The organism is Pseudaquabacterium rugosum (assembly GCF_038066575.1).
GTDB classification, from domain to species: domain Bacteria; phylum Pseudomonadota; class Gammaproteobacteria; order Burkholderiales; family Burkholderiaceae_C; genus Pseudaquabacterium; species Pseudaquabacterium rugosum.
Genome location: NZ_JBBUTF010000008.1, coordinates 106,666 through 132,799, shown reverse-complemented (window position 1 = coordinate 132,799; position 26,134 = coordinate 106,666). Strand labels below are relative to the sequence as shown.

The following is a 26,134-nucleotide window of genomic DNA, read 5'->3' as shown; positions in this document are numbered from 1 at the left end:
CCCGGCTCAGACCGTGGCCAGCACCCCCTGTCCGGGCGGCGTGCCGGTCGCGGCGGCCACCCCCGGGTCGATGCGCAGCGCGGGCGGGCAGTCCTCGCCGACCGCCCAGCGCGTCAGCGTCTCACCGGCCACCGGCCGCGCGAACAGATAGCCCTGCAGCTCGTCACAGCCCAGCTGCACCAGCACCTGGCGCTGGGCCGGGGTCTCGACGCCCTCGGCCAGCACGTGCAGCCCCAGCGCGTGGGCCAGCCGCACGACGGCCTCGACGATGGCCCGCGCGTCGGCCCGCTGGCGCTCGTCGCCCTCGTCGAGGTCGCGCACGAAGCTGCGGTCGATCTTGAGCTCGCGCACCGGCAGGCGCCGCAGGTAGGACAGGCTGGAGTAGCCGGTGCCGAAGTCGTCGATCGACAGCTCGGTGCCGAGGGCGGCCAGCGCATCCAGGATGTGCAGCGTGGCCTCGACGTCCTGCATCGCGGTCGATTCGGTGATCTCGAACATCAGCTGGCCGGCCGGCAGCTGGTGCTCCTCCAGCCGCGCCCGCACGCGCGAGGGCAGACCGACATCGCGCAGCTGCAGCACCGAGAGGTTGACGGCCACCCGCACCACCAGGCCCAGGGCCCGCCAGGTGGCCAGCTGGGCACAGGCCTCGCGGATCACCCAGTCGCCCAGGCGGTCGATCAATCCGCTGCGCTCGGCCAGGTTCACGAACTGCAGCGGACTGACCCAGCCGCGCCGCGGATGCTGCCAGCGCAGCAGGGCCTCCAGGCCGATCAGCGTGCCGTCGATGGCCCGCACCTTGGGCTGGTAGTGCAGCATCAGACCGCTGGCGGACGGGTCTTCCAGCGCGCGCCGCAGATCACCCAGCAGCTCCATCTGGTCGCGCGCGTCGACCTCCATGCTGGGGGCGAAGAACACGATGCGTCCGCCGCCGCCGCGCTTGGCCTCGTACATCGCGGTGTCGGCCGCGCCGAGCAGGCGCGCGGCCGGGCCGTGGTCCGGATAGAGGGCGATGCCGATGGCCGCGTCGACCCGCACGTCGCGCTCATCGACGCGCAGCGACTCCTGCAAGCGCCGCAGCATGCGCTGGCCGAGCGCCAGGGCGGCATCCGCATCGGCCAGATCGTGGGCCAGCAGCACGAACTCGTCGCCACCGACGCGGGCGACGGTGTCGCCCTCGCGCAGATCGGTCTTCAGGCGCCGGGCCACGGTGCGCAGCACCTGGTCGCCGGCGCCGTGGCCGTAGAGGTCGTTGACCGGCTTGAAGCCGTCGAGGTCGATGAACAGCACCGCCAGGCGGCGGCCGCTGGCGTCAGCACGGCCCACGCCCTCCGTCAGGCGCTGTTCGAGCAGCAGGCGGTTGGGCAGGTCGGTCAGCACATCGTGGAGCATGGCCCGCGCCAGCTCCTCGTTGGTCGCCTGCAGCGAATCGGTCAGCACGCTCTGGCGTTCGGCCATGCGCTGGTCGAGCAGCGAGGTGCACAGCGTCAGCGTCAACAGCAGCAGCACGGCCAGGCCGACCATCACCGCCAGGCCTTCGTGCGGCAGGCCGTCCAGCCGCAGCGTGCGCAGCTCATCCTGCAGACCGGCCCCGAGGACGGTCAGCAGATGGAAGCCGCACAGCAGCCCGGCCAGCACGGTCGCGCCCAGCAGCCGCCCACCCAGCGCACGCGTGCGGCTGCGAGGATCCGGCGCGCGCTCGAACAAGGCCAGGGCGATCGCGCAGCCCGCCACCGCATACAGGCCGAGCCCGGCCTGCCACGCCGGACTCCAGCGGGGGGCCGGCGACAGCGACAGCCCGGACAGCCCGGTGCGCACCATGGCCGTGACCCCGGCGGCCAGCACGACGGCGCGCAGCAACCGGTGCCAGGCCCGGCCCGGCCCGGCCACGCTCCAGGACAGGGCCAAGCCGGCACACCCCAGCGCCAGGGCCCAGGCGGCGAAGGTCCGCCAGCGGTCGAAGGTGACGATCAGCGGCAGCTGCAAGGCCAGCAGGCCGACGAAATGCGCGGCCCAGATGCCGGTGCCCAAGGCCAGCGCGCCGCCGGCGGTCCAGCCCAGCGCCAGGCGGCCGCCGAAGCCGCGGCGGCGCTGCGCCAGATCCAGCCCGAGCACGAACGCGACCCAGGCCACGCACGTGGCCAGCAGCAGCAACCAGGGATCGTGCTGGATCGTCAGGGGAGTGGGGGGGCTCATGGCGGCGGCGGTCAGGCGGCAGCCACGCGGCGGTCGGAAGACCGCCCGCACCCGGGAGCCGGGTGCCGCGCAGCAGCACTGCTGCGCTGATATCGTCGTCCGGCGGCGTGCTCTTGACGCACCCCGGTGCCCGAGGGCCGGGTGTCCAGAGCCCCCGACAGCATCCGTCGGGAACAGCCCCGGTCCCCGCTCGTGCACGCCGCAGGCCACGGCCGCGGCGCACGGGCGCCGGCCGGGGCCCGATGCGGCCCCGGCACGGCCCCATCAGGCCATCACTTGGCGCCTTCGGCCGAGCACTTCTTGATGAAGCTGTTCTTGGCCGCACCGGCCAGCGCCTTGCCGTTCTTGTCGACGGCCTTGGCCTCGCAGCTGGCGGCCGCATCGGCGCCGCCGGTGCACTTCTTCATGAAGCTGTTCTTGGCAGCGCCGGCCAGGGCCTTGCCGTTCTTGTCGACGGCCTGCTTCTCGCAGGCGGCGGCGTCGGCCGCATGAGCGGCCGGCACGAGCACCGCGCCGAGCAGCAGGGCGAGCACGGCGGGGGCGAAGGTCTTCTTGAACATGGACATCCTCTTCCTCTGACGGATCTACGGAGCGGACCGGTCGGTCCGCGGCCATTGGAGCACCACCGCAAGGCGGCGGGCAATCCGTCAACGCGCCGGTGTGGCCCGGCGTGGACACCGGCGGCCGGGCGGCGGCCGGGCGGCGGCCTCAGAGGATGCGGCGCGGATGGGCCAGCGCCTCGTGCGCGGCATGCAGCCGGCGCACCAGCACGCGGATGAAGGCCGCGTCGAAGCGGTGGCGGGTGGGCTCGCTCAGCAGCGCCAGGCTCTGCGGCGTGAAGGCGATGGTGGTCGCCGGCTCGGCGACGATGACGTCGGCCGCGTGCAGCCGCAGGTCGGGGCTGGGTGCCAGATAGGCCATCTCGCCCACCGACGTGCCGGGGCCCAGCTGCGCCACCCGCTCGCCCTCGCGGTACACGTCGATGCGACCGAGGGCGATGATGTGGAAGGTGTTGCCCTCCTCGCCCTGGCGGTAGATGGCCGCGGCGTACTTGTGGCGCAGCCACTGCGCGCGGCGCACCACCTCCCACAGCTCGGCATCGCCGAACTCGCGGAAGAAGTCCAGCTCGCGCAGCAGCGTGAAGCGCTCGGTGTCGAGCACCTCCTGATCCCGCAGCGGAGCGCCGATCTCGCCGCGCGTGACCAGGGCCGACCACTCGCGGGCGAAGCTCTCCCAGTCCGGCAGTCGGTCGACGACGCGCTTGCTCATCGCCCGCCGCAGCAGGGCCTCCAGCCGCGGCGGCACGCCGTCGCGCAGCGCGCCCAGCGGCGGCGCCTCGCCATGGCAGATCTGGTGCATCAGCGCGACCTGGCTCTGGGCGTCGAACGGCGGCCGCCCGGCCACCAGGTGGTAGAGCACCGCCGCCAGCGCGTACTGGTCGGCCCGTGCGTCGACGGTGGTGCCGTCGAGCTGCTCGGGCGACATGTAGGACAGCGAGCCGACGCGGTAGACCTGGGTGCGGTCGGCCGTGTGGTCATAGACGCTGCCGAAGTCGCTGAGCTTGACGTCGGCCACCCGATCACCGTCGAGGACGGCCAGGATGTTGGCCGGCTTGACGTCCCGGTGCACCAGCCCCTGGCGGGCCACGTAATCCAGCGCCATCGCGCACTTGAAGCCGATGTCGACCACCTGCTCCAGCGGCAGCAGGCTGTCGGGGCGGCAGAACTTCTTCAGCGTCACCCCCGGCACGTACTCCATCACCAGATAGGGCTGCTCGCCGTCGGCCACCGCCTCCAGCAGGCGAACGATGTTCGGATGGCGCAGCCGGCCGACCAGGGCCGCCTCGGCGGCGAAGAAGTGGCTGCGGTAGTGCTGGTCGATCGACGTGCCGTAATGGGCCTCGCGCACGCGCTTGATCGCCACCGCTTGCTGGTGGAAATCGTCATGGGCCAGGAAGACCTCGCTGGTCGCCCCCTCGCCCAGGCGCTGGACGACACGGTAGCGACCGATGCGGGCCGGCAGGCCGGGCACGGACTCCAGCAGCAGATCGGGCAGGGGAACGGTCAAGGGCAGGGACATGGGTGCAGCGGGGTTCAGGCGGTGTATCGGCCGACGCACGGGCGGACTTGATGCCCGACCGCATCCCGGCCCGGCCACCGCCCGCGCACGGGCGCCGGAGCCGCGACACAGCGCACGCTGGCGACGGCGCGCCGCCCGTCCACCCCCACCCGTAGAATCCCGCCCCATGATCCAAGCCCAGGAAGAGCTGCTGCAGGCCCTGCAAGCAGCCGTCGCCCAGATCGCGCCGGACGCGGCGTACACCCCGGCCTTCGAGTCGCCCAAGCAGGCCGCCCACGGCGACTATGCCGTGACCGCCGCGATGCAGCTGGCCAAGGCCACGAAGCAGAACCCGCGGGCGCTGGCCACCGCGCTGGTCGACGCGCTGAACGCGCAGCCGGCCGTCCAGCGCTGGGTCGCCGCACTCGAGATCGCCGGCCCCGGCTTCATCAACCTGCGCCTGAAGGACGCGGCCAAGCAGGCCGTGGTGCACGAGGTGCTGGCCGGCGGCACGGGCTACGGCCACCGCCCGGCCCACGGCCGCAAGCTGATGGTGGAGTTCGTCTCGGCCAACCCGACCGGCCCGCTGCACGTCGGCCACGGCCGTCAGGGCGCGCTCGGCGACGCCATCTGCCGCCTGTACGCCACGCAAGGCTGGCAGGTCCACCGCGAGTTCTACTACAACGACGCCGGCGTGCAGATCGGCACCCTGGCCGCCAGCACCCAGGCCCGCCTGAAGGGCCTGAAGCCCGGCGACGCCGGCTGGCCCGAGAGCGCCTACAACGGCGACTACATCGCCGACATCGCCGAGGCCTTCCTGCGCCGCGAGACGGTGCATGCCGACGACCGCGCCTTCACCGCCAGCGGCGACATCGACGACCTGGACTCGATCCGCCAGTTCGCCGTCGCCTACCTGCGCCACGAGCAGGACCTGGACCTGCAGGCCTTCGGCGTGCGCTTCGACCACTACTTCCTGGAGTCGGGCCTCTACACCGACGGCAAGGTCGAGGACGCGGTGGCCCGCGTCAGCGCCGCCGGCAAGACCTACGAGGCCGACGGCGCGCTGTGGCTGAAGTCCACCGACTACGGTGACGACAAGGACCGCGTGATGCGCAAGTCCGACGGCACCTACACCTACTTCGTGCCCGACGTCGCCTACCACATCAACAAGTGGCAGCGCGGCTTCGACAAGGTCGTCAACGTGCAGGGCTCGGACCACCACGGCACCATCGCCCGCGTGCGCGCCGGCCTGCAGGCCGCCGGTGTCGGCGTGCCGCTGGGCTGGCCCGACTACGTGCTGCACAAGATGGTCACCGTGATGAAGGGCGGCGAGGAGGTCAAGATCTCCAAGCGGGCCGGCAGCTACGTGACCCTGCGCGACCTGATCACCTGGACCAGCCGCGACGCGGTGCGCTTCTTCCTGATCAGCCGCAAGGCCGACACCGAGTTCGTCTTCGACGTCGATCTGGCGCTCAAGGCCTCGGACGAGAACCCGGTCTTCTACGTGCAGTACGCGCACGCCCGCATCTGCTCGGTGCTGGCCCAGTACGGCGAGAAGACCGGCCGCACGGTCGATGCGGCCGCCGATCTGGCGCCGCTGACCGCGCCGACCGAACTCGCGCTGATGCTCAAGCTGGCCGCCTGGCCGGCGGTGCTGTCGGGCGCGGCCGAGGGCGTCGCGCCGCACGACATCGCCTTCTATCTGCGCGACCTGGCCTCGGCCCTGCACAGCTGGTATGCGGCCGAGCGCTTCCTGGTCGACGACCCGGTGCTGGCGGCCGCCCGCATGGCGCTGCTGGCGGCCACCCGCCAGGTGCTGGCCAACGGCCTGGACGTGATCGGCGTCAGCGCGCCGCAGCAGATGGCCCGCGAACCCGCGGCCGCCGTCTGAGTCCGGCCCGCGCCGTCCATCCCCGCCGGGCCGCCCCGCGCCCCGGCCTTCCGCGAGCCCTGTCCGCCGCCGCCGCGAACCGGAGTCCTGGTGAACCGTAACGTCCGCTTGCCCCGAGGCCGCTTCGTCGTCGGCCTGATCATCGGTCTGCTGATCGGCCTGGCCGCGGCGCTGGCCGTCGCGCTGTACGTGACCAAGGCGCCGGTGCCCTTCGTCAACAAGGTGCCGCAGCGCAGCGCCGAGCAGGATGCCGCCGAGGCCGAGCGCAACCGCCACTGGGATCCGAACGCCAGCCTGGGCGGACGCCGCACGCCGCCGGCCGATGCGGCCTCGGCAGCCACCCCGGCCGCCCCCCCGGCCTCCAGCACGGGCGGCCCGGGCGCGGCCCAGCCGGGCGGAGCGGCCACCACCCCGCCGGGGACGCCAGGGATGCCGCCCGCCGCCGCCGGAACGGGTCTGCCCCCGGCCAGCCCGCCCGCGGCGGCGAGCGCCGCCACGCCACGCGCCAGTGCCGCGAGCACGCGCGCATCCGCGGCCTCGGCGGCCGCGCCGCGCCCGCTGGTGTTCTTCGTCCAGGCCGGCTCCTTCAACCGGCCCGAGGAGGCCGAGGCCCAGCGCGCCCGTCTGGGCATGCTCGGCGTCTCCGCCCGCGTGACGGAGCGCGAGCAGGCCGGCCGGCTGTTCTACCGCGTGCGCGTCGGCCCCTTCGACAGCCGCGACGAGGCCGTGGCGGCCCAGGCGCCGCTGCAGGAGGCGGGCATCGACACCGCCCTCGTGCGCGTCGAGGCCCAGCTGCGCTGATCCACATCCCGCCACCGGCCGTGGCCCCCGCGCTTCGCCGCCGCCGTGCGCGCCACCGGGGAACCCCGGGCCGCGCCCCCGCTCCAACCGCGCAACGCATCGATCCCTCCGAGGACCCTCAGGCATGAACCGTCGCGACTTCGTCTCCCGTCAACTGGCCACCGGCCTAGCGCTGGGCACCCCCGCCCTGCTCGCCCACGCGCAAGGATCCCCGCAGGAAGGCCGCGATTTCCGCCGCGTGGCCGAGCCGCTGGCCATGCCCGCGGGCAAGGTGCAGGTGGTCGAGTTCTTCGGCTACTGGTGCCCGCACTGCAACGCGTTCGAGCCGGCGCTCGAGTCCTGGGTCCGCCAGCTGCCGGCCGACAAGGTCGCGTTCACCCGCATCCCGGTGGCCTTCCAGGCCTGGCACGAGAACTACCAGAAGCTCTATTTCGCGATCGAGGCCCTGGGCCAGATCGACAAGCTGCACACCAGCGTCTTCAAGTGGATCCACGTCGACAAGAAGCGCCTGGACAAGGATGACGAGATCCGTGCCTGGGCCGCGGCCAGCGGCGCCGACGCCACCCGCATCCTGGACGCGATGAAGAGCTTCGGCATCGCCGGCAAGCTGGCCAAGGCGCGCCAGCTGGCCCAGGGCTACGGCATCGACGGCGTGCCGACGATCGGCGTGCACGGCCGTTGGATGACCTCGCCGTCGATCAGCGGCGGCCCGGATCGCGCCCTGAGCGTGACCAATCAGCTGATCGCCCAGGTCCGCGCCTGATCCTCCGGCCGCCGGGCGCTGGTCAGCCTCGCCCCGGCCACGCATACTGCGCGGCGAGACGGAATTCGCGCCACGGCCCGCCCCAAGGCAGCGAGATCGGACTAGAATGGCATGCAATTTCTGTGCCGCTCATGTCGTCCCTGCGCTCCGTCCTCGTCGTCCTGTTGTCCGGTTCCGGCCTGCTGAGCCTGCCGGCCATGGCCGCCTCGGCGGACCGCACCCAGCCGCTCACGCTGGAATCCGACAAGCCCTGCACCGTCAACCTGGCCCGACAGGTCAGCCAGTGCAGCGGCAACGTCGTCATCACCCAAGGCACGCTGGTGCTGCGCGCCGAACAGATCGAGCTGCGCGAGAGCCGTGAGGGCCATCCCTCGGCCACCGCCAGCGGCAGCACGGCCAAGCCCGCCCAGTACCGCCAGAAGCGCGACGGCAGCGACGAGACCGTCGAGGGCAGCGCCACCCGCATCGACTACGACGGCAAGGCCGGTACGCTGCGCTTCGTCGGCCAGGCGGTCGTGCGGCGCCTGCGCGGCACGACGGTGGCCGACGAGATCACCGGCGGCGAGATCGTCTGGGACAACGTGGCCGAGCAGATCAGCGTCAGCGGCGGTGCGGCCAGCGCCGGCAATCCCGGCGGCCGCGTGCGCGCGGTGATCCAGCCGCGGGCCACCGTGCCCGCCGCGCCCCAGGTGCCCTTGCCGCTGAAGACCGGCCCGTCCGGCGCGGACCGCCCATGACGACCGCCTCCGCGACCCGCACCGCCGACGGCGGCAGCCGGCTCGAGGTCCGCGGCCTGCAGAAGCGCTACGGTGCCCGGCAGGTGGTCAAGGAAGTCCATCTGCGCGTGGCCGCCGGCGAGGTCATCGGCCTGCTCGGCCCCAACGGCGCAGGCAAGACCACCACGTTCTACATGGTCGTCGGCCTGGTGCGTGCCGATGCGGGCGAGATCCACATCGACGGCCAGCCGGTGCAGCACCAGCCGATCCACCGCCGCGCCAGCCTGGGCCTGAGCTACCTGCCGCAGGAAGCCTCGATCTTCCGCAAGCTCAGCGTCGAGGAGAACATCCGCGCCGTGCTCGAACTGCAGCACGATGCCCAGGGCAAGGCCCTGGACCGCGCGACCATCGACCGCCAGCTCGAACAGCTGATGGACGACCTGTCGCTCACCCGGCTGCGTGACGCGCCCGCGCCGTCCCTGTCCGGCGGCGAACGCCGGCGCGTCGAGATCGCCCGCGCGCTGGCCTCGCAGCCCCGCTTCATCCTGCTCGACGAGCCCTTCGCCGGGGTCGACCCGATCGCGGTGATCGAGATCCAGCGCATCATCGGCTTCCTGAAGGCGCGGGGCATCGGTGTGCTGATCACCGACCACAACGTGCGCGAGATGCTCGACATCTGCGACCGGGCCTACATCATCAGCGAGGGCCGTGTGCTGGCCGAGGGCACGCCGACCGAGATCGTCGGCAATCCCGACGTGCGGCGCGTCTACCTCGGCGAACACTTCAAGATGTGACGGACGGAAGCAAGCAGTCATGAAACCGTCCCTGCAGGTCCGCCTGTCCCAGCACCTGGCGCTGACGCCGCAGCTGCAGCAGTCGATCCGGCTGCTGCAGCTGTCGACGCTCGAGCTGCACCAGGAAATCGAGCAGATGCTCGAACAGAACCCCTTCCTCGACGTCGAGGAGGACCACGCGCCGATGGAGTTCGGGCTGGAGCGCCTGTCGTCCAGCCAGGACGCCGCCGGCCAGCGCGAGAAGGAACGCCTGGCCGAGCGCGAGGACGGCGCCGCCGGTGACGGCTCCGGCGGCGACGAGCCGGCCGGGGTCGACAACGCCGACTTCGGCGCCACCGAGCGCGACGACTGGGAAAACGGCACCGAGCGCGACGACTTCGACGGCATCCGCGAGCTGCCCTCCGGCAACACCGGCAGCGGCAGCGGGGACGACGACTTCGAGCCCATCGAGTCGGCCGACCAGGGACCGACGCTGCAGGACCACCTCCGGCGCCAGCTGCTGGGCATGCGGCTGTCCGAGGAGGACCAGGCCGCGGTGCTGGTGCTCATCGAGTCTCTCGACGAAGACGGTTATCTGGGCGACCCGCTCGCCGAGATCGCCGAGCGTCTGGGCAGCGCGCTCGGCATCGATCCGGACGATCCCGATCAGGCCGACGAACGCGAGGAGCTGGCCGACCGCCTGCGTTGCGCGCTGAAATGGCTGCAGAGCATGGAGCCCACCGGCGTCGGCGCCTCGGGCCTGTCCGAATGCCTGGTGCTGCAGCTCAAGGACAAGCCGCGCAGTCCCGCACGCAAGGTCGCCATCCGCATCGCCGAGGCCGGCCTCGAGCTGCTGGCGCGCCGCGACGCGAAGAAGCTGATGCAGGCCACCGGCGCCGACGAGCAGCTGCTGCGCGAGGCCCAGGCCCTGATCCTGAGCTGCGAGCCCAAGCCCGGCCGCCCGTTCGCGCGCGCCGAGGCCAACATCATCGTGCCCGACGTCATCGTGCTGAAGTCGGGGCGCGGCTGGAAGGCGACCCTCAATCCGGACGTCATGCCCAAGCTGCGCATCAACGACCTGTACGCGCAGGCCATCCGCGGCCAGCGCAACGGCTCGGCCAGCGGGCTGTCGTCACGCCTGCAGGAGGCGCGCTGGTTCATGAAGAACATCCTGCAGCGCTTCGACACCATCCTGCGCGTCAGCCAGGCCATCGTCGAGCGGCAGAAGGGCTTCTTCACCCACGGCGAGATCGCGATGAAGCCGCTGGTGCTGCGCGAGATCGCCGACGAGCTGGGCCTGCACGAGAGCACCATCTCGCGCGTGACCACGGCCAAGTACATGACCACGCCCTACGGCACCTTCGAGCTGAAGTACTTCTTCGGCTCCAGCCTGAACACCGAGGCCGGCGGCAACGCGTCGAGCACCGCGGTGCGCGCGCTGATCAAGCAGCTGGTGGCCAACGAGGACCAGGCCAAGCCGCTGTCCGACAGCCAGCTGTCGGACATGCTGGGCGAGCAGGGCATCACCGTCGCCCGCCGCACCGTGGCCAAGTACCGCGAGGCGCTGAAGATCGCGCCGGCCAATCTGCGCAAGGCCTTGTGAGCATTCCCCGGACGGGCCCGGCCCAGCCGGCCCCGTCCGCCTGACGTTCCGTCTTCCCGTACCCCGCGATGCCTGCCCTGTGCAGGCCGTCCGCGCTGGAGGCTTCCTGCCGTGACCACCCCCAAATTTCCCAAGCCGCCGATCGGCGGCATGCCGCGCCACCGCCGTGATGACGGCCCCGCCCCTCACGGAGCCCGACGTGGCCCGGGCCCGGGCCACGCCCCCCACGGCGGCCCGCAAGGCCGGGGTCCGGGCGGCCCCGGGCGACCGGGCCCCGGCCCCGGCGGCCGACCGGGTGGCCGACCGGGCGGCCCACCGCTGCGCCGGCCGGAGCTCGCGCTGGCACCGGTGGCCAGCGGCGAGCCGGTCTCGCTGTTCCTGCCCTGCCCGGCCGGCGTCGAGCCGCTGCTGGCCGACGAGTGCGCCCGCCTGCTGGGCGTCGACCGCTCGGTGGTGCCGGCCGATCCCTCGCGCCGGCCGGTGATCGAGCTCAAGGGCGGCGTGCGGGTGCGCGCCGACGGCGTGGGCGCGATGCGGCTGAACCTGGAATGCCGCCTCGCCCAGCGCGTGCTGTGGCCGCTGGCCCACGGCCCCTACGGCCACGAGGACGACCTCTACGCGCTGGCCCGGCGCGTGCCCTGGGTCGACTGGATCACGCCGCGCGAGACCTTCCGCATCGACACCAGCGCCCAGCGCTCGCCGCTGCAGAGCCTGAACTTCGCCACGCTGCGGGTGAAGGACGCGCTGTGCGACGTGCTGCGCGATGCCACCGGCGAGCGCCCCAGCGTCGACACCCGCCACCCGGACCTGTCGCTGGTGCTGCACCTGGCCGAGGATCTGGCCACGCTGTACGTGGACCTCAGCGGCGAGGCGCTGTTCAAGCGCGGCTGGCGCGACGAGCGTGACGGCGGCCTCAAGGGCGAGGCGCCGCTGAAGGAAACGCTGGCCGCGGCCATGCTGGCGGCCGCCGGCTGGCAGGGCCGGGCCGAGGACGGCGCCCTGCTCGACCCCTGCTGCGGCGCCGGCACCATCGCCATCGAGGCGGCGCAGATCGCCTGCGGCATCGCCCCGGGCCTGCAGCGCCGCTTCGCCTTCGAGCAGTTGCGCGCCTTCCGCCCGCTGCTGGGCGAATGGGCCCGCCTCAAGACCGAGGCCAAGGCCCGGGTGCACGCGCCGGCCGTGGCCATCCACGCCGGCGACGTCGCCTTCCGCATGACCGACTTCGCGCAGCGCAACGCGCAGCGCGCGGGCGTCGGCCACGCGATCCAGTTCAAGACCGGTGATGCGCTGCAGCGCCCGGCCCCGGCGGCCGGCGGCCTGCTGGTGCTGAACCCGCCGTATGGCGAGCGCATCGAGGCCAAGGGCACGCACGGCGTGCGCGATGACGACATGCGCGGCCCGCGTGGCCAGGGCAGCCGCGAGGACTTCGATGCCGGCGCCTCGGCCGGCGAGTTCTATGCCGCACTGGCCGCCCACTGGAAGCGGGCCTACACCGGCTGGACGGCCTGGGTGCTGAGCCCGGACCTGAAGCTGCCGCAGGCGCTGCGGCTGAAGGAGACGCGCCGCGTGCCGATGTGGAACGGCGCGATCGAGTGCCGGCTGTTCCGCTTCGACCTCGTCAGCGGCAGCGCCCGCACCCCGCGCGAGCCACGCGCAGGTGACACGCCCGAGGCCGGGACCGCCGCCGGCTGATCAACCGGGCGCTGCGGGCAGCGCTCAGCCCTTCTGGCCCAGCATGCCCATCAGGCCGCCGACCAGGCCGCCCAGGTCCGGCTGGGCGCCGGCGGCCGGCAGCTGGCCGTTGGGCGTCATCTGGTCGATGACCTGCGGCAGCAGCTGCGCCAGCTGGCCGCCCAGGGCGTCGGCCGGCAGACCGAACTGCTGCGCCAGCTCACCCAGACGGCCCTGGCCCAGCGCGGCACCGATCTGCTCGCCGGACACCGGCAGATTGGCGCCGGTCGAGACCCAGCTCTGCACGGCCTCGCCCAGGCCCCCTTGCTGCAGCTGCGAGACCAGCGCGCCCAGGCCGCCGGCGCCGCCCTGCTGACCGCCGATCAGGCTCATCACCAGTTGCATGAGCGGCGGCATGCCGCCGCCGGCCTGGCCACCGAGCGCCTGGCCGAGCGCACCGTTGACCGCTTGTCCGAGCATTGAATCGAGCAGACCCATGATGACCTCCTGTGTGTTGGGTATGGCGGCCGATTCTGCGCCCGGCGGGTGACGCCACGACCGGCTGCGCCCCCGCCCGGCCACCCGCCCGACGAAGGCCGGGCGCTTCCGTGTGCAGCCCGTCACGGCCAAGGCCTCCGCATCCACCGGCTGCCGGCTCCAGTCCGGCCGCCAACGGCCGATCGCGCGCGTGCGCGCGACAAGGCGCCCGCCGCGACGGACCGGCCCTGCTCAGGCCGACGGGTCGATCCGGGCCGCCGCCCAGCAGGCGATCGTCGACAGCGCCGCCAGCGGCGCGGTGTCGGCCCGCAGCACGCGCGACCCCAGGCTGACCGGCTGGAAGCCGGCCTCGACCGCGGCCGCCTGTTCGGTCGACGACAGACCACCCTCGGGGCCGCTGAGCAACACGATGCGCGGGCGGTCCTGCCACGCGCAGTCCGCGCCGACGGCCCGCGGGCGCCCCGCCAACCAGGACCACAGCGGCGGGGCCTGCGGATCCAGGCTCAGCAGCAGGCCCTGGGGGGAGGCGGGGCCGTCCACCCCGCCAGGCACGGCAGCCGCCCAGCCCCGCAGCCAGTCCCGCAGCGGCTGCGCCGCGGCGACCTCGGGCACGCGGTTGCGACCGCTCTGCTCGCAGGCCGAGACGGCCACCGCCTGCCAGTGCTCGGACTTGCGTTGCGCCCGATCGCCCGCCACGCGCAGCACCGAACGCTCACACACCAGCGGCTGCAGGCCGGCCGCACCGAGCTCGGCCGCCTTCTCGACCACCGTGTCCATGCGCTCGTTGGCCGGCATGCCGAGCGCCAGCGTGACGGCCACCGGCAGTTCGCATTCCACCGGCGCGTGTGCGAGCACCTGGACCGTCACCTCGCGGCGGCCCATGGCCAGCACCTCGGCCTGCCATTGCCCGCCCAGGCCATCGAACAGGGTCAGCGCCGCGCCGGGCTGCAGGCGCAGCACCTGCACATGGCGGGTGGCATTCGGCGGCAGGACGATCTGGACGCCGGCGGACAGAGGGACATCGACATGGAAACGCGTGGCCATGGCCGCGATTGTCGGTCCTGGCACGGGGCCTGACGCTGCAGCGGCAGCGCTGAGCCGGCCGCTCAGGCCGCCGCGTCGTGGCGCGCCAGCTGGCGCAGCAGCTCGCGTGCGGCAGCCTCGCCCTCGGCGCGGCGCACCAGCACGACCAGTTCGACGGCGACCTCGGACAGCGCCGACGCATCGGCCGCACGCTCGATGGCCAGCGTCATCCGGTAGGCCTTGATCAGGCCCAACCGCTCGCGCGAGTGGATCAGCAGGCGCTCGTAGAGCGGTCCGTAACCCAGCGGTTCGAGCAGCGCACGGGTCTGGGCGCGCCAGCCGGCGAGGGCCGGTGCCAGGGTGCTGGGCCCGCTGTCGATCTCGGGCAGGCGGCTGTCGAGCGGCCACTGGCTCTCGCCGGGCTCGGCCGCGGTGGCGATCAGACCGAGGTCGAGCAGCTGGCCGAGGTCCTCGACACGGCTGCCGTGGACCATCGCCAGCCAGTGGGTCGCGTCACGCGCCGGATCGACGATCAGCAGCAGGTTGCGGGCGGCGCGGGGCAGCGCATGGGCGCGTTCGCGGATCTCGCGCCGGCCGGCATCGGTGCGCGTCAGACGCCACTCGGTATGGGCCAGGAGAGCGGTGTCAATGCGGACTTCGGTGACCATCGTGACGGCGTCCTCGGCCGTGAGGCGGGAAAGTGCGCGGCCATCATGACACGCGCCCGCGCAGCTCGCGACGCAGGATCTTCCCCACTGGCGTCTTCGGCAGCTCGTCACGGAACTCGATGACGCGCGGGCGCTTGTAGCCGGTCAGATGGCCCTCGCAGAACTGGCGCACCTGGGCCTCGGTCAGCGCCGGGTCGCGGCGCACGATGACCAGCTTGACCGCCTCGCCCGAATGCTCGTCGGACACGCCGACGGCCGCGCATTCGAGCACCCCGGGCAACTGGCTCAGCACGTCCTCGACCTCGTTCGGATAGACGTTGAAGCCGCTGACCAGGATCATGTCCTTCTTGCGGTCGATGATGCGGAAGGCGCCGCGCTCGTCGACCACGCCGACATCGCCGGTGCGGAACCAGCCATCGGCCGTCATCACGCGGGCCGTCTCGTCCGGCCGCTGCCAATAGCCGGCCATCACCTGCGGACCGCGCACCGCGATCTCGCCGGGGCTGCCCGGTGGCACGGTACGGCCGTCGTCATCGAGCAGCGCCATCTCGGTCGATGGCAGCGGATAGCCGATGTTGCCGGTGTAGGCGCGGCTGTCGACCGGGTTGCAGCTGACCACCGGGCTGGTCTCGGACAGACCGTAGCCCTCGCAGATCGGGCAGCCGGTCTTCTCCAGCCAGGCCTGTGCAGCGCCGGCCGTCACCGCCATGCCGCCGCCCACCGAGATCTTGAGCTGGCTCCAGTCGACGGTGTCGATGTCCGGGTGGTTGGCCAGCGCGTTGAACAGCGTGTTGACGGCCGGAAAGCTGTGCACGGGCTGCGCGCGCAGCGCCTTCAGCAGGGCCGGCAGGTCGCGCGGGTTCGGGATCATCACGTTGAGGCCGCCGACGCGCAGGCTCAGCATCATGTTCACGTTGAACGCGAAGATGTGATAGAGCGGCAGTGCGCAGACGGTGACCAGCTGCGTGTCGGCGCCCAGCTGGTGCAGTGCCGGCTGGTACCAGGCCTCGCACTGCAGCACGTTGGCCACGAGGTTGCGGTGCAGCAGCACCGCGCCCTTGCTGACGCCGGTGGTGCCGCCGGTGTACTGCAGCACGGCGACATCGTCGGGCCGCGCCTCGAAGGGTTGCCAGGGCAGGTGGCGACCGGCCGACAGCGCCGCCGGGAAGCGTTCGACCTGCACGCCGGCGTCCGTCGGCCACGTGTACGGCGGCACCATCTTCTTGACGTGACGCACGACGCTGTTGACCAGCGTGCCCTTCACCAGGCCCAGCATGTCGCCCATCGCGGCCAGCAGCACGGTGCGCGTGGGCAGGCCGGCGATCACCTGCGCCAGCGTGGCGGCGAAGTTCTCCAGGATGACGATGGCCTTGGCCCCCGAATCCTGCAGTTGGTGGGCGAGCTCGCGCGGCGTGTAGAGCGGGTTGACGTTGACCACGATGCAGCCGATGCGCAGGATGGCGGCGACCGCCACCGCGTACTGCGGCACGTTGGGCAACATGATGGCCACCCGGTCACCGGGCTGCAGCCCGCGTGACTGCAGCCAGGCGGCCAGCGTGCGCGAGTGGCGATCGACATCGCCGAAGCGCACATCGGTGCCCATGAAGCGCCAGGCCGGTCGCTCGTGGTAGCGCTGGAAGCTGTCGTCCATCAGCGCGAGCAAGGTGGGGCAGGCCTCGACCGACACCTCGGCCGGAACCCCGGCGGGATAGTGCTGCAGCCAGATCTTGTCCATGCGCCTGATTCTTGCGTAGCGCTGACAGCCATCGCCTCAGGGCTTGCGATAGCCCGTCCAGCCACGGCCGCGCAGGAACTCACGTCGGCCGGAGGGATCGCCGGGCGACCCCGGACGGACCGCCTCCCGGTGCGTCAGCCGACCTTGTCGAGCGAGGCGCCGCGCGCGCGCATCGGCGCCGGCACCTCGGCCAGGCCCAGCAGGTCGGCGGCCAGGGCCTCGGCCACCTCGATGCCGTCGACGCCGGCCGACATGATGCCGCCGGCATAACCCGCACCTTCGCCGGCCGGATAGAGGCCGATGGTGTTGACGCTCTGCAGCCGCGCGCCGCGCGGGATGCGCAGCGGCGAGGAGGTGCGCGTCTCGACGCCGGTCATCACCGCATCGGCGCGGTCGAAGCCGGCGATCTGGCGGCCGAAGGCCGGCAAGGCCTCGCGCATGGCCTGCAGCACGTAGGGCGGCAGCGCCTCGCGGCCGTCCTGCGCGAAGTCGGTCAGCCGCACGCCGGGCTTGTACGAGGGCAGCACCTCGCCGAGCACGCTGGAGCGCTGGCGCTTGAGGAAGTCGCCGACCAGCTGACCGGGCGCGAAGTAGCCGCCCTCGCCGAGTTCGAAGGCGCGCGATTCCCAGTGGCGCTGGAAGGCGATGCCGTCCAGCGGATGCACCGGCGTGGCCGCGCCCGGATCGCTGCGGTAGTCCTCGGGACTGATGTTGACCACCAGGCCGGCATTGGCATTGCGCTCGTTGCGCGAGTACTGGCTCATGCCGTTGGTGACGACCCGACCCACCTCGCTGGTGGCGGCCACCACGGTACCGCCCGGGCACATGCAGAAGCTGTAGACCGCGCGGCCGTTGCCGGCGTGGTGCACCAGCTTGTAGTCGGCCGCGCCCAGCAGCGGATGGCCGGCCGAGGCGCCGTGGCGGGCGCGGTCGATCAGGCCCTGCGGATGCTCGATGCGCACGCCGATGGCGAAGGGCTTGGCCTGCATCGCCACGCCGCGCGCGTGCAGCATGGCGAAGGTGTCGCGCGCGCTGTGGCCGAGGGCCAGCACGACGTGGCTGGTAGCCAGCTGCTCGCCCGAGGCCAGCACCACACCGGCCACGCGCTGGGTCGGGCCGTCCGGCGCCGCATCGCGCACCGGCTCGACGAGCAGATCGGTGACCTGCTGCTCGAAGCGGATCTCGCCGCCGAGGGCCTCGATGTCGGCGCGCATCTTCTCGATCATCGACACCAGGCGGAAGGTGCCGATGTGCGGCTTGCTGACGTAGAGGATCTCGTCGGGCGCGCCGGCCTTGACGAACTCGGTCAGCACCTTGCGCGTGAGGTGGCGCGGGTCGGAGATCTGGCTGTAGAGCTTGCCGTCGCTGAAGGTGCCGGCGCCGCCTTCGCCGAACTGCACGTTGGAGACCGGATCGAGCACGCTCTTGCGCCACAGGCCCCAGGTGTCCTGGGTGCGCTGGCGCACCGCGCGGCCGCGCTCCAGCACGATCGGCCGCAGGCCCATCTGGGCCAGGATCAGCGCGGCGAACAGGCCGCAGGGGCCGAAGCCGATGACGATGGGCCGCGGCCGGCCGCCAGCGGCGAAATCGGCCGGCGCGTGGCCGATGAATCGGTAGCGGGTGTCGGGCGTCGGGCGGATCTGCGGGTCGGCCGCGCGGGCCTGCAGCAGCGCCTGCTCGGCGGCCTGTGCCGCCTCGGGCGTGGCGGCGACCAGCGTGCAGTCGACGGTGTAGATCAGCACCACGGCGCGCTTGCTGCGGGCGTCATGGCCGCGGCGGAAGACGCGCACCTCGCCCAGCGTCGCCGCGTCCACGGCCAGCCGCTGGCGTGCGGCCTCGCGCAGCGCGTCGGGGGCGTGGTCCAGCGGCAGGCGGATTTCGGTGATGCGGATCATGGCGGTGGCGGCACGACGGTGGCGGCGCGGCGGCCCGGAATGTGCGGCCGGTGGACGACCACCGGCGCCGGGGCTGCGCCAGAAACACGAACGCCGCACGGCCGAGGGGGCCGGGCGGCGGTCCTGCAGGAAGCGGTGGCGGCACGGCGGCAGTGGCCTTGCGGCCCCGCACGCCGGCCGTCAGGGCCGATCAGCCCTGGTGGGCGCGCTTGCCGACGTTCTTCTTGCTGCGGGTGTGCACGCCGCGCTCCAGGCTGCGCTTCTGGCCGCGGGCCACGGGCAGTTGCACGCCGTTGGGCAGGGCGGGACGCGGGGTGGCCTTGCGGTCGGCTTCGGTACGGATCTTCAGAGCCATCGTGTTCTCCTGATGCGGGAATTCCGGCGTGGTGGGTGGCAAACCCTCTATTAGGCCACAAGCCGGGCGATTGTCAGCGTGCGGCCGTGCACGCAGACCACCGGCGCAGGCACCGCGAGGGCGGACTGGACGCCGGCCAGCGTAAGCTCGCGGCGCTGGAGCCGGCGCATTCCGCGACCGGCGGCTCACCGTGCGTGTCCCCATGACCCTGATTCCCGCCGTCCGCCTGATCCCCCTGCTCGTGGCCGCGGCCTGCAGCCCGATGGCCGGTGCCGCGACCCTCCTGACCGGCGGTCAGACCACGCTGCAGACGGACGGCTGGGAGGTCACCCGCAGCGAACGCGGCGGCAGCGTGCGCTGCACGGCCACGCTGGCCTCCGACCACGGCGCCGAGCTCGACGCCGAAGGCCTGCGCGTGAAGGTGGCCGAAGCGCCGCAATGGATCGCCTGGCAGTTCGACGACGGCCCCTGGCTGCCGCGGCGCAACGCCGGCCCGATGGAGCAGCGGCTGCGCGAGGCGGTGCTCAGCGGCGCCGAGCTGGAGCAGGCCCGCCGCGCCCAGCGCGTGCGGCTGCAGACCGGCTCGATCAAGCGCGGCGTCGACACCCAGCGGCTGGATCTGACGGGTCTGGCGACGGTCGAGGCCCATCTGCGCGCCGGCTGCCCGCGGCCGACCCTGCCGGTGACCGCGGCGACGGCAGCCGGCACGGGCATCCCCGCATCGACCGCGACCACGACCGCGGCCACCGTCGCCACCAGCAGCGGCGCCGGCCTGACGGCCGCCACCGGCATCGCCACCCCGCCGTCGATCGCCGCCCCGGCGGCGGCTGCCGCAGCCCCGGCCGCCGCTGCCGATCTGTGCAGCGACGCGCTGAAGACCCGGCTGCGCTCGGTCGGCGTCAGCCTGGCGCAGATCACCCAGGCCTGCCGGCCCTGAAGACGGCGACGGCCCGGCACCGGAGCCGATCCGGTGCCGGGCCGTCGGTCCCTGCGGCCGACCGCGGACGGCCGGCTGCCGGGCGAAGGCGGATCGCCGGCGTCAGCCCTTGAGCGCCGACAGCACCTCGTCGAGCATCTTCTTCGCGTCGCCGAACAGCATCCGGTTGTTCTCCTTGTAGAACAGCGGGTTGTCGACGCCGGCATAGCCCGAGGCCATGCTGCGCTTCATCACGATGCTGGTGCGCGCCTTCCAGACCTCCAGCACCGGCATGCCGGCGATCGGGCTGGACGGGTCGTCCTGGGCGGCCGGGTTCACGATGTCGTTGGCGCCGATCACCATGCTGACGTCGGCTTCAGGGAAGTCGGCGTTGATCTCGTCCATCTCCATCACGATGTCGTAGGGCACCTTGGCCTCGGCCAGCAGCACGTTCATGTGCCCCGGCATGCGGCCGGCCACCGGGTGGATGGCGAAGCGCACGTCCACGCCCTTGCCGCGCAGCAGGCGGGTGATCTCGTTGACCGTGTGCTGGGCCTGGGCCACCGCCATGCCGTAGCCCGGCACGATGATCACGCTCTTGGCCTCGCGCAGCAGCTCGGCCGTCTCGACCGCGCTGACCGGCACCACCTCGCCCTGCGGCTCGGCCGGGCCACCCTCGGCCTTCTTGACCGGCGCGCCACCGCCGAAGCCGCCGGCGATCACGCTGAGGAAGTTGCGGTTCATCGCGCGGCACATGATGTAGCTCAGGATCGCGCCCGAGCTGCCCACCAGCGCGCCGGTGACGATCAGCAGGTCGTTGCTCAGCATGAAGCCGGTGGCCGCGGCCGCCCAGCCCGAGTAGCTGTTGAGCATCGACACCACCACCGGCATGTCGGCCCCGCCGATGGCCATCACCATGTGGATGCCGAACAGCAGCGCGATGCCGGTCATCACCGCCAGCGGCAGCATGCCGTCGGCGATGTCGTGCGCGCCCAGGAAGCGCCCGCCGAACCACAGCACCACCAGCAGCGCGGCCAGGTTCAGGCCGTGACGGCCCGGCAGCAGCAGCGGCTTGCCGCCGATCTTGCCGCTCAACTTGCCGAAGGCGACGATGGAGCCGCTGAAGGTGACCGCGCCGATCAGGATGCCGACGTAGATCTCGACCTCGTGGATGGCCTTCTCGGCCGCCGTCGGGAAGACGGTCGAGGTGTCGACGTAGCTGGCGAAGCCCACCAGGCAGGCCGCGAGACCCACCAGGCTGTGCATCAGCGCCACCAGCTCGGGCATCTGCGTCATCTGCACCTTCCTGGCGGCGATGACGCCGACGGCGCCACCCACCACCAGGGCCAGCACGATGTACGGCACGCCGGCTGCCGTGACGCGCGGACCGAGGATCGTGGCCAGCACGGCCAGCGCCATGCCGACCATGCCGAACAGGTTGCCGCGGCGGGCGGTCTCGGGGTTGCTCAGCCCGCCGAGGCTGAGGATGAAGAGGATGGTCGCCCCGATGTAGGCGACCGTGGCCAGACTGCTGCTCATGGATTCCGCTCCGTGTTCTTGTCGTTGTGCATCACTTGCGGAACATGGCCAGCATGCGGCGCGTGACGGCGAAGCCGCCGAACATGTTGATGGCCGTGAGCACCAGCGCGAAGACGGCCAGACCCAGGATCAGCCCGTTGGGCCGGTCGGCCGCGCCGCTGGCGTCCAGCGGCGGCGCCACCTGCACCAGCGCGCCGATGGCGATGATCGAGCTGATCGCGTTGGTCACGCTCATCAACGGCGTGTGCAGGCTGGGCGTGACGTTCCACACCACCATGTAGCCGATGAAGCAGGCCAGCACGAAGACGGTGAAGTGCGACAGGAAGGCCGCCGGCGCGTACAGCCCGACCAGCGTGAACAGCAGCGCGCCGACGCCGAAGACGATGGCCAGCGTGCGGCCCTTCATCGGCTCGCCCGGGCCATGGCCGTGGGCCGGGGCCTTGGGCACGGCGGCGGCCGCGGCGGCCGGCTTGGCCGCGGCCGGCGGCAGCTTCGGCGGCGGGGCCGGCCAGCTCAGCTCGCCGTCCTTGATGACCGTCAGGCCGCGGATCGCGTCATCGTCGAAGTTGACGTGGATGACGCCGTCCTTGGTCTTGCACAGCTCCTCGGTCAGGCGCAGCAGGTTGGTGCTGTAGAGCGTCGAGCTCTGCCGCGCCAGGCGGCTGGCCAGATCGGTGTAGCCGACGATGGTCACGCCATGGCGCACCACCGCCTCACCCGGCACCGTCAGCTCGCAGTTGCCGCCCTGCTCGGCGGCCATGTCGACGATGACCGAACCCGGCTTCATCGTGCGCACCATCTCGGCCGTGATCAGCTTGGGCGCCGGCTTGCCGGGGATCAGCGCGGTGGTGATGATGATGTCGACCTCGGCGGCCTGCTGCGCGTACATCGCGCGTTGGGCGGCCTGGAAGCCCTCGCTCATCACCTTGGCATAGCCGCCACCGCCCGAGCCCTCTTCCTCGTAGTCGACCTTGACGAACTCGCCGCCCAGCGACTTGACCTGGTCGGCGACCTCGGCCCGCGTGTCGTTGGCGCGCACGATGGCGCCGAGATTGGCCGCGGTGCCGATGGCGGCCAGACCGGCCACGCCGGCACCGGCGATGAAGACCTTGGCCGGCGGCACCTTGCCCGCGGCCGTGATCTGGCCGTTGAAGAAGCGGCCGAAGGCGTTGGCCGCCTCGACCACCGCGCGGTAGCCGCTGACGCCGGCCATCGAGGTCAGCGCGTCCATCTTCTGCGCACGGCTCAACTGGCGTGGCAGGCAGTCGATGGCCAGCGCGGTGACCTTCCTCGCCTGCAGCGCGGCCATCAGCTCGGGGTTCTGCGCCGGCCAGATGAAGCCGATCAGCGTGGCGCCCTCGCGCAGCTGCGCCACCTCGGCCAGCGTCGGCGGCCGGACCCGGAAGACGATGTCGGCACGCGCATACAGCGCGGCCGCATCCGGCATCACCTCGGCGCCGGCGGCGACGTAGGTCTCGTCGGCGAAGTTCGCCGCGTCCCCCGCACCGGATTCGATCGCCACGCGAAAGCCCAGCTTCACCAGCTTGGCCACCACCTCGGGCACGGTGGCCACGCGCTTCTCGCCCGCCGCCCGTTCCCTCGGAACCCCGATCCACAACGCCATATGCCTGCTGCCTCCTCGACGGCTGATGTCCCGGATGTCCGCTTCCGGCGCGCCGCTGCGCCGGCTCCTCCGGACCCGGGATGTCGCGGCACAGCTTAACTGCTGCTCCAGCCGTCAGGAAGCCGCTCTAACATGACGCCATGCAGCGCTGGAAACCGAGCGTCACCGTGGCCGCCGTCATCGAGCGTGACGGCCGTTATCTGCTGGTCGAGGAGCGCACCGCCGACGGCCTGCGGCTGAACAACCCGGCCGGCCATCTCGACCCCGGCGAGGGCGTGCTCGAAGGCGTCGTGCGCGAGACGCTGGAGGAGACCGCGCGCGTCTTCGTGCCCGAGGCCGTGGTCGGCGTCTACCTGGGAAGAATGGTCCATCCGGCCACCGGCGAGGACATCACCTACCTGCGCTTCGCGGTCTGCGGCACGGTCGGTGACGAGCTGCCCGGACGGGCCTATGACGCGCCCGTCGAACGCACGCTGTGGATGAGCCCGGACGAGCTGCGCGCCTGCCCCGGACGCCACCGCAGCCCGATGCTGCTGCAGTGCATCACGGACCACGCTGCAGGCGTGCGCCATGCGCTGGCACTGCTGCACACCCACGACAGCGTGCACCTGCTGCACAAACAGGCACCGACCTGAGGCCATTCCGCCATGCGGGACGCGCTCCCGTCATGCTCGATGCGGCCCCGGGCGATCCGGGGTCGGCGGCGTCCGGGGGACAATCCGGACATGCGCAAACACCGTGTGGTCGTCGGGCTGTCCGGCGGCGTCGATTCAGCCGTCTCGGCCTGGCTGCTCAAGCAGCAGGGCCATGAGGTGATCGGCATCTTCATGAAGAACTGGGAAGACGACGACGACAGCGAGTTCTGCTCGTCGCGGCAGGACTTCCTGGATGCGGCCAGCGTGGCCGACGTCATCGGCATCGACCTGGAGCACGTGAACTTCGCGGCCGAGTACAAGGACCGCGTGTTCGCCGAGTTCCTGCGCGAGTACCAGGCCGGCCGCACGCCCAATCCGGACGTGCTGTGCAACGCCGAGATCAAGTTCAAGGCCTTTCTCGACCACGCGATGCGCCTGGGCGCCGAGAAGATCGCCACCGGCCACTACGCCCGGGTGCGGGCGGTGGCCGACGCGCGACGCGCGGGCGGCGAGCGCTTCGAGCTGCTCAAGGGGCTGGACCCGCTGAAGGACCAGAGCTACTTCCTGCACCGGCTGAACCAGGCGCAGCTGGGCAAGACGATGTTCCCGGTCGGCGAGCTGCCCAAGACCGAGGTGCGCCGCATCGCCACCGAGATCGGTCTGCCCAACGCGAAGAAGAAGGACTCGACCGGCATCTGCTTCATCGGCGAGCGCCCGTTCCGCGACTTCCTCAACCGCTACCTGAGCCACGCGCCGGGCGACATCGTCGACGAGCAGGGCCGCCGGCGGGGCGCCCATGTCGGACTGAGCTTCTACACGCTGGGCCAGCGCCAGGGCCTGGGCATCGGCGGCGTGAAGGACAGCGGCGCGCGCCCGGGCGGTGGCGAGCACGCGCCCTGGTTCGTCGCCGCCAAGGACCTGGTGCACAACCGGCTGATCGCGGTGCAGGGCCATGAGCACCCCTGGCTGCAGCAGCCGGCGCTGGCCTTCGACGACGTCAGCTGGGTGGCCGGCGAGCCGCCGCCCGACGGCCCGCTGGCGGCCAAGACGCGCTACCGCCAGGCCGATGCGCCGGCGCGGCTGCAGGCCCTCGGCCAGCCGGCCGGCCACGACGATCCGCGCGCCGCGCGCTGGCGCCTGGCCTTCGAGCAGCCGCAGTGGGCGGTGACACCGGGGCAGTCGGCCGTGCTCTACGACGGCGAGATCTGCCTGGGCGGCGGCGTGATCGCGCAGGCCGAGCCGCTGCCGGGCGTGGTGCCCGAGGCGCCGCTGCTGACGCCCGAGGCGCCGCGGCGGCGCGGCCGCAAGGCGCCGGCGGGCGGCGCGCCCGCCCGCCCGCCCCGCTCCGGCGGTCCGCAGCGGGCCTGACACGGCCGGCGGGCGTTCGTCTTCAGCCGGCCCGCAGCGCGTCGCGCGCGACCAGCCCGGCCGACGCCAGGCGCGCATCACAGCGCGCCATCCAGCGCTGCAGCAGGCGGCCGACGACGGCCGGCTGCTCCCAGGTCAGCATGTGGCCGCAATCGGGCAGCAGCTGCAGCTCGGCATCGGGGATCAGCGCCGCCAGCTCCTGGCTGCAGGCCGGCGGCGTGAGCCGGTCGTCGGCCGCACCGACGACCAGGGTCGGGCAGGCGACGGCGGCCAGCAGCGGCCGCAGGTCCTCGCGCAGGGCCACCGCGCGGTTCTGGCGCGCCAGCTGCGCCGCGCCGGCGCGGTCCATCATCGCGCGGTGGGCCTCGCGCCAGACCGCGCGCTGGCGCGGATGGAAGGCGAACAGTGCATTGGCACGCAGCAGGTCATCGCCCTGGCCGGCGGCCAGCAGATCGGCGGCCTGCAGCCGCAGCGCGCGCTGCGCCGGCGCGTCCGGCCGCGCCGAGGTGCCCAGCAGGGCCAGCCCCTGGATGCGCTGCGGCGCCTGACGCCAGACTTCGAGGGCCAGCATGCCGCCCATCGAGACGCCGACCAGGCGCAGCGGACCGGCGAGCTCGCGCAGCAGCCGCGCGGCCATCGCCGGCAGATCGGCCTCCTGGTGGTGGACCTGCGCCAGCCAGGCCGGCGCATCCGACGGCCGCGCCAGCCAGGGCCGCAGCGGCTCGAACAGCGCGGCATCACAGCCCAGGCCGGGCAGCAGGCACAGCCGGGCCGCCGCGGACGACGCGGCCGGGGCGGCACCCGACGGCACCGCACGGCATCCGGACAAACCATGCATGGGCGCGCAGTCTGCCAGAGGGCGACGCCGGGCAAGATCGGACCCCCGAGTCCGTCCGCCGTCCGCGATGCGAAATCCTGTCCTTGCCGCTGCGCCGTCCGGGCGTCGACCGACCCTGTCACGGGCCGGTGCGGGCGCACCGATCCTGCTGCTGGCGCTGCTGTCCACCATCGCCCTGCCGGCCGACGCGCAGAGCCGCGCGCCCGCGCAGGACGGCCCCGCCGCATCCGCATCCGCATCCGCATCCGCATCCGCATCCGCATCCGCATCCGCATCCGACGACGATCCGCTGGCCCAGCTGCGCTGGGAGCGCGACTTCAGCGCCAACTGCGTGAACCGCCGGGGCGTGCAGATCCTGGTGCGCAACGCCCATCCGACGCGCACGCTGCGCGTCTGGCTGGAGCGCTGGCACATGGGCCGGCCCACCGGCGACCGCTCGCGCAGCGAGCTGCGCCCGGGCGCCGAGGCCGAGCCGCTGGGCTGCAGCCGCACCGACAGCGGCGAACAGAGCTGGAAGCCGGTGCGCGCGCAGTTCGTCGACTGAAGCACGGCGAACGGCGCCGCCCGGCAC

At 72.6% G+C, this 26,134-nt stretch carries 23 protein-coding genes; 11 read left to right on the top strand and 12 right to left on the bottom strand.

Annotated features, from left to right (window positions below; genetic code table 11):
• Positions 1–6: 6 nt before the first annotated feature.
• The 3 genes from AACH11_RS10645 to AACH11_RS10635 all read right to left on the bottom strand — a co-directional run bounded on the left by AACH11_RS10645 (position 7) and on the right by AACH11_RS10635 (position 4,272).
• On the bottom strand, positions 7–2,193 hold the full coding sequence (locus AACH11_RS10645) for a putative bifunctional diguanylate cyclase/phosphodiesterase (RefSeq protein ID WP_341374199.1): 2,187 nt from the start codon (positions 2,191–2,193) through the stop codon (positions 7–9).
• A gap of 272 nt (positions 2,194–2,465) precedes the next feature.
• Entirely contained in the window at positions 2,466–2,753 is a 288-nt protein-coding gene (locus AACH11_RS10640; RefSeq protein ID WP_341374198.1) for a hypothetical protein, read from the bottom strand.
• A gap of 148 nt (positions 2,754–2,901) precedes the next feature.
• Positions 2,902–4,272 carry a serine/threonine-protein kinase gene (locus tag AACH11_RS10635; RefSeq protein ID WP_341374197.1) on the bottom strand — a complete coding sequence of 457 codons (1,371 nt, stop codon included), beginning with the start codon at positions 4,270–4,272 and terminating at the stop codon, positions 2,902–2,904.
• A 166-nt stretch (positions 4,273–4,438) separates the two neighbouring features.
• Here AACH11_RS10635 and argS point away from each other — a divergent pair, with 166 nt between their 5' ends.
• From argS to AACH11_RS10600, 7 genes are all read left to right on the top strand, one after another.
• On the top strand, positions 4,439–6,142 hold the full coding sequence (gene argS / locus AACH11_RS10630; RefSeq protein WP_341374196.1) for an arginine--tRNA ligase: 1,704 nt from the start codon (positions 4,439–4,441) through the stop codon (positions 6,140–6,142).
• 90 nt (positions 6,143–6,232) lie between these two features.
• Positions 6,233–6,943, top strand: coding sequence for an SPOR domain-containing protein (locus AACH11_RS10625; RefSeq protein WP_341374195.1), 711 nt, complete (start codon positions 6,233–6,235; stop codon positions 6,941–6,943).
• 124 nt (positions 6,944–7,067) lie between these two features.
• Positions 7,068–7,706, top strand: a complete 639-nt coding sequence (locus tag AACH11_RS10620; RefSeq protein ID WP_341374194.1) for a thiol:disulfide interchange protein DsbA/DsbL — start codon at positions 7,068–7,070, stop codon at positions 7,704–7,706.
• A gap of 131 nt (positions 7,707–7,837) precedes the next feature.
• Positions 7,838–8,443 (top strand): lipopolysaccharide transport periplasmic protein LptA, encoded by a 606-nt coding sequence (gene lptA, locus AACH11_RS10615; RefSeq protein WP_341374193.1) that lies wholly within the window; start codon positions 7,838–7,840, stop codon positions 8,441–8,443.
• The gene (lptB, locus tag AACH11_RS10610) at positions 8,440–9,216 is read left to right on the top strand and encodes an LPS export ABC transporter ATP-binding protein (protein ID WP_341374192.1); all 777 of its coding nucleotides are present in this window, start codon (positions 8,440–8,442) and stop codon (positions 9,214–9,216) included. Before lptA ends, lptB begins: the two co-directional genes overlap by 4 nt.
• A 19-nt stretch (positions 9,217–9,235) precedes the next feature.
• Complete coding sequence (locus AACH11_RS10605; protein WP_341374191.1) at positions 9,236–10,798, top strand: RNA polymerase factor sigma-54; 1,563 nt, start codon at positions 9,236–9,238, stop codon at positions 10,796–10,798.
• A 348-nt stretch (positions 10,799–11,146) separates the two neighbouring features.
• Positions 11,147–12,490 (top strand): THUMP domain-containing class I SAM-dependent RNA methyltransferase, encoded by a 1,344-nt coding sequence (locus AACH11_RS10600; RefSeq protein WP_341374190.1) that lies wholly within the window; start codon positions 11,147–11,149, stop codon positions 12,488–12,490.
• Positions 12,491–12,514: 24 nt separating this feature from the next.
• On the opposite strand, the gene AACH11_RS10595 is transcribed toward AACH11_RS10600, so the two are convergent.
• The 6 genes from AACH11_RS10595 to AACH11_RS10570 form a co-directional block, all read right to left on the bottom strand.
• Positions 12,515–12,967 (bottom strand): YidB family protein, encoded by a 453-nt coding sequence (locus AACH11_RS10595; RefSeq protein ID WP_341374189.1) that lies wholly within the window; start codon positions 12,965–12,967, stop codon positions 12,515–12,517.
• 231 nt (positions 12,968–13,198) lie between these two features.
• On the bottom strand, positions 13,199–14,011 hold the full coding sequence (locus AACH11_RS10590) for a 16S rRNA (uracil(1498)-N(3))-methyltransferase (protein WP_341374188.1): 813 nt from the start codon (positions 14,009–14,011) through the stop codon (positions 13,199–13,201).
• 62 nt (positions 14,012–14,073) lie between these two features.
• The gene (locus AACH11_RS10585) at positions 14,074–14,658 is read right to left on the bottom strand and encodes a hypothetical protein (protein WP_341374187.1); all 585 of its coding nucleotides are present in this window, start codon (positions 14,656–14,658) and stop codon (positions 14,074–14,076) included.
• 43 nt (positions 14,659–14,701) lie between these two features.
• On the bottom strand, positions 14,702–16,393 hold the full coding sequence (locus tag AACH11_RS10580; protein WP_341374186.1) for a long-chain-fatty-acid--CoA ligase: 1,692 nt from the start codon (positions 16,391–16,393) through the stop codon (positions 14,702–14,704).
• A 134-nt stretch (positions 16,394–16,527) separates the two neighbouring features.
• Positions 16,528–18,288 carry an NAD(P)/FAD-dependent oxidoreductase gene (locus AACH11_RS10575; RefSeq protein ID WP_341374185.1) on the bottom strand — a complete coding sequence of 587 codons (1,761 nt, stop codon included), beginning with the start codon at positions 18,286–18,288 and terminating at the stop codon, positions 16,528–16,530.
• 190 nt (positions 18,289–18,478) lie between these two features.
• On the bottom strand, positions 18,479–18,643 hold the full coding sequence (locus AACH11_RS10570; RefSeq protein WP_341374184.1) for a hypothetical protein: 165 nt from the start codon (positions 18,641–18,643) through the stop codon (positions 18,479–18,481).
• A gap of 202 nt (positions 18,644–18,845) precedes the next feature.
• Here AACH11_RS10570 and AACH11_RS10565 point away from each other — a divergent pair, with 202 nt between their 5' ends.
• Positions 18,846–19,580 carry a hypothetical protein gene (locus AACH11_RS10565; protein ID WP_341374183.1) on the top strand — a complete coding sequence of 245 codons (735 nt, stop codon included), beginning with the start codon at positions 18,846–18,848 and terminating at the stop codon, positions 19,578–19,580.
• A gap of 102 nt (positions 19,581–19,682) precedes the next feature.
• Here AACH11_RS10565 and pntB read toward each other — a convergent pair whose 3' ends face one another.
• Both pntB and AACH11_RS10555 read right to left on the bottom strand, forming a co-directional pair.
• A complete protein-coding gene (gene pntB / locus AACH11_RS10560; protein WP_341374182.1) occupies positions 19,683–21,098 on the bottom strand; it encodes a Re/Si-specific NAD(P)(+) transhydrogenase subunit beta in 1,416 nt (471 codons plus the stop codon).
• Positions 21,099–21,129: 31 nt separating this feature from the next.
• Positions 21,130–22,722, bottom strand: a complete 1,593-nt coding sequence (locus AACH11_RS10555) for a Re/Si-specific NAD(P)(+) transhydrogenase subunit alpha (protein WP_341374181.1) — start codon at positions 22,720–22,722, stop codon at positions 21,130–21,132.
• Between the two features lie 140 nt (positions 22,723–22,862).
• Between AACH11_RS10555 and AACH11_RS10550 the strand changes: the two genes are divergently transcribed.
• Both AACH11_RS10550 and mnmA read left to right on the top strand, forming a co-directional pair.
• A complete protein-coding gene (locus AACH11_RS10550; protein ID WP_341374180.1) occupies positions 22,863–23,357 on the top strand; it encodes an NUDIX domain-containing protein in 495 nt (164 codons plus the stop codon).
• Positions 23,358–23,447: 90 nt separating this feature from the next.
• Complete coding sequence (mnmA, locus tag AACH11_RS10545) at positions 23,448–24,725, top strand: tRNA 2-thiouridine(34) synthase MnmA (protein ID WP_423228727.1); 1,278 nt, start codon at positions 23,448–23,450, stop codon at positions 24,723–24,725.
• A 22-nt stretch (positions 24,726–24,747) separates the two neighbouring features.
• On the opposite strand, the gene AACH11_RS10540 is transcribed toward mnmA, so the two are convergent.
• Entirely contained in the window at positions 24,748–25,563 is an 816-nt protein-coding gene (locus AACH11_RS10540; protein ID WP_341374179.1) for an alpha/beta fold hydrolase, read from the bottom strand.
• Positions 25,564–25,630: 67 nt separating this feature from the next.
• Here AACH11_RS10540 and AACH11_RS10535 point away from each other — a divergent pair, with 67 nt between their 5' ends.
• On the top strand, positions 25,631–26,107 hold the full coding sequence (locus AACH11_RS10535) for a hypothetical protein (RefSeq protein WP_341374178.1): 477 nt from the start codon (positions 25,631–25,633) through the stop codon (positions 26,105–26,107).
• Positions 26,108–26,134: the final 27 nt, after the last annotated feature.

Excerpts from the sequence above, each read along its gene's own strand:
- AACH11_RS10550 (WP_341374180.1), top strand. The coding sequence starts at position 22,863 with ATGCAGCGCTGGAAACCGAGCGTCACCGTGGCCGCCGTCATCGAGCGT.
- AACH11_RS10590 (WP_341374188.1), bottom strand. The coding sequence starts at position 14,011 with ATGGCCACGCGTTTCCATGTCGATGTCCCTCTGTCCGCCGGCGTCCAG.
- AACH11_RS10555 (WP_341374181.1), bottom strand. The coding sequence starts at position 22,722 with ATGGCGTTGTGGATCGGGGTTCCGAGGGAACGGGCGGCGGGCGAGAAG.
- lptA (WP_341374193.1), top strand. The coding sequence starts at position 7,838 with ATGTCGTCCCTGCGCTCCGTCCTCGTCGTCCTGTTGTCCGGTTCCGGC.
- AACH11_RS10645 (WP_341374199.1), bottom strand. The coding sequence starts at position 2,193 with ATGAGCCCCCCCACTCCCCTGACGATCCAGCACGATCCCTGGTTGCTG.
- AACH11_RS10535 (WP_341374178.1), top strand. The coding sequence starts at position 25,631 with ATGCGAAATCCTGTCCTTGCCGCTGCGCCGTCCGGGCGTCGACCGACC.
- argS (WP_341374196.1), top strand. The coding sequence starts at position 4,439 with ATGATCCAAGCCCAGGAAGAGCTGCTGCAGGCCCTGCAAGCAGCCGTC.
- pntB (WP_341374182.1), bottom strand. The coding sequence starts at position 21,098 with ATGAGCAGCAGTCTGGCCACGGTCGCCTACATCGGGGCGACCATCCTC.
- AACH11_RS10585 (WP_341374187.1), bottom strand. The coding sequence starts at position 14,658 with ATGGTCACCGAAGTCCGCATTGACACCGCTCTCCTGGCCCATACCGAG.
- AACH11_RS10540 (WP_341374179.1), bottom strand. The coding sequence starts at position 25,563 with ATGCATGGTTTGTCCGGATGCCGTGCGGTGCCGTCGGGTGCCGCCCCG.
- AACH11_RS10640 (WP_341374198.1), bottom strand. The coding sequence starts at position 2,753 with ATGTTCAAGAAGACCTTCGCCCCCGCCGTGCTCGCCCTGCTGCTCGGC.
- AACH11_RS10620 (WP_341374194.1), top strand. The coding sequence starts at position 7,068 with ATGAACCGTCGCGACTTCGTCTCCCGTCAACTGGCCACCGGCCTAGCG.
- AACH11_RS10570 (WP_341374184.1), bottom strand. The coding sequence starts at position 18,643 with ATGGCTCTGAAGATCCGTACCGAAGCCGACCGCAAGGCCACCCCGCGT.
- AACH11_RS10575 (WP_341374185.1), bottom strand. The coding sequence starts at position 18,288 with ATGATCCGCATCACCGAAATCCGCCTGCCGCTGGACCACGCCCCCGAC.
- AACH11_RS10580 (WP_341374186.1), bottom strand. The coding sequence starts at position 16,393 with ATGGACAAGATCTGGCTGCAGCACTATCCCGCCGGGGTTCCGGCCGAG.
- AACH11_RS10595 (WP_341374189.1), bottom strand. The coding sequence starts at position 12,967 with ATGGGTCTGCTCGATTCAATGCTCGGACAAGCGGTCAACGGTGCGCTC.
- AACH11_RS10605 (WP_341374191.1), top strand. The coding sequence starts at position 9,236 with ATGAAACCGTCCCTGCAGGTCCGCCTGTCCCAGCACCTGGCGCTGACG.
- lptB (WP_341374192.1), top strand. The coding sequence starts at position 8,440 with ATGACGACCGCCTCCGCGACCCGCACCGCCGACGGCGGCAGCCGGCTC.
- mnmA (WP_423228727.1), top strand. The coding sequence starts at position 23,448 with ATGCGCAAACACCGTGTGGTCGTCGGGCTGTCCGGCGGCGTCGATTCA.
- AACH11_RS10565 (WP_341374183.1), top strand. The coding sequence starts at position 18,846 with ATGACCCTGATTCCCGCCGTCCGCCTGATCCCCCTGCTCGTGGCCGCG.
- AACH11_RS10635 (WP_341374197.1), bottom strand. The coding sequence starts at position 4,272 with ATGTCCCTGCCCTTGACCGTTCCCCTGCCCGATCTGCTGCTGGAGTCC.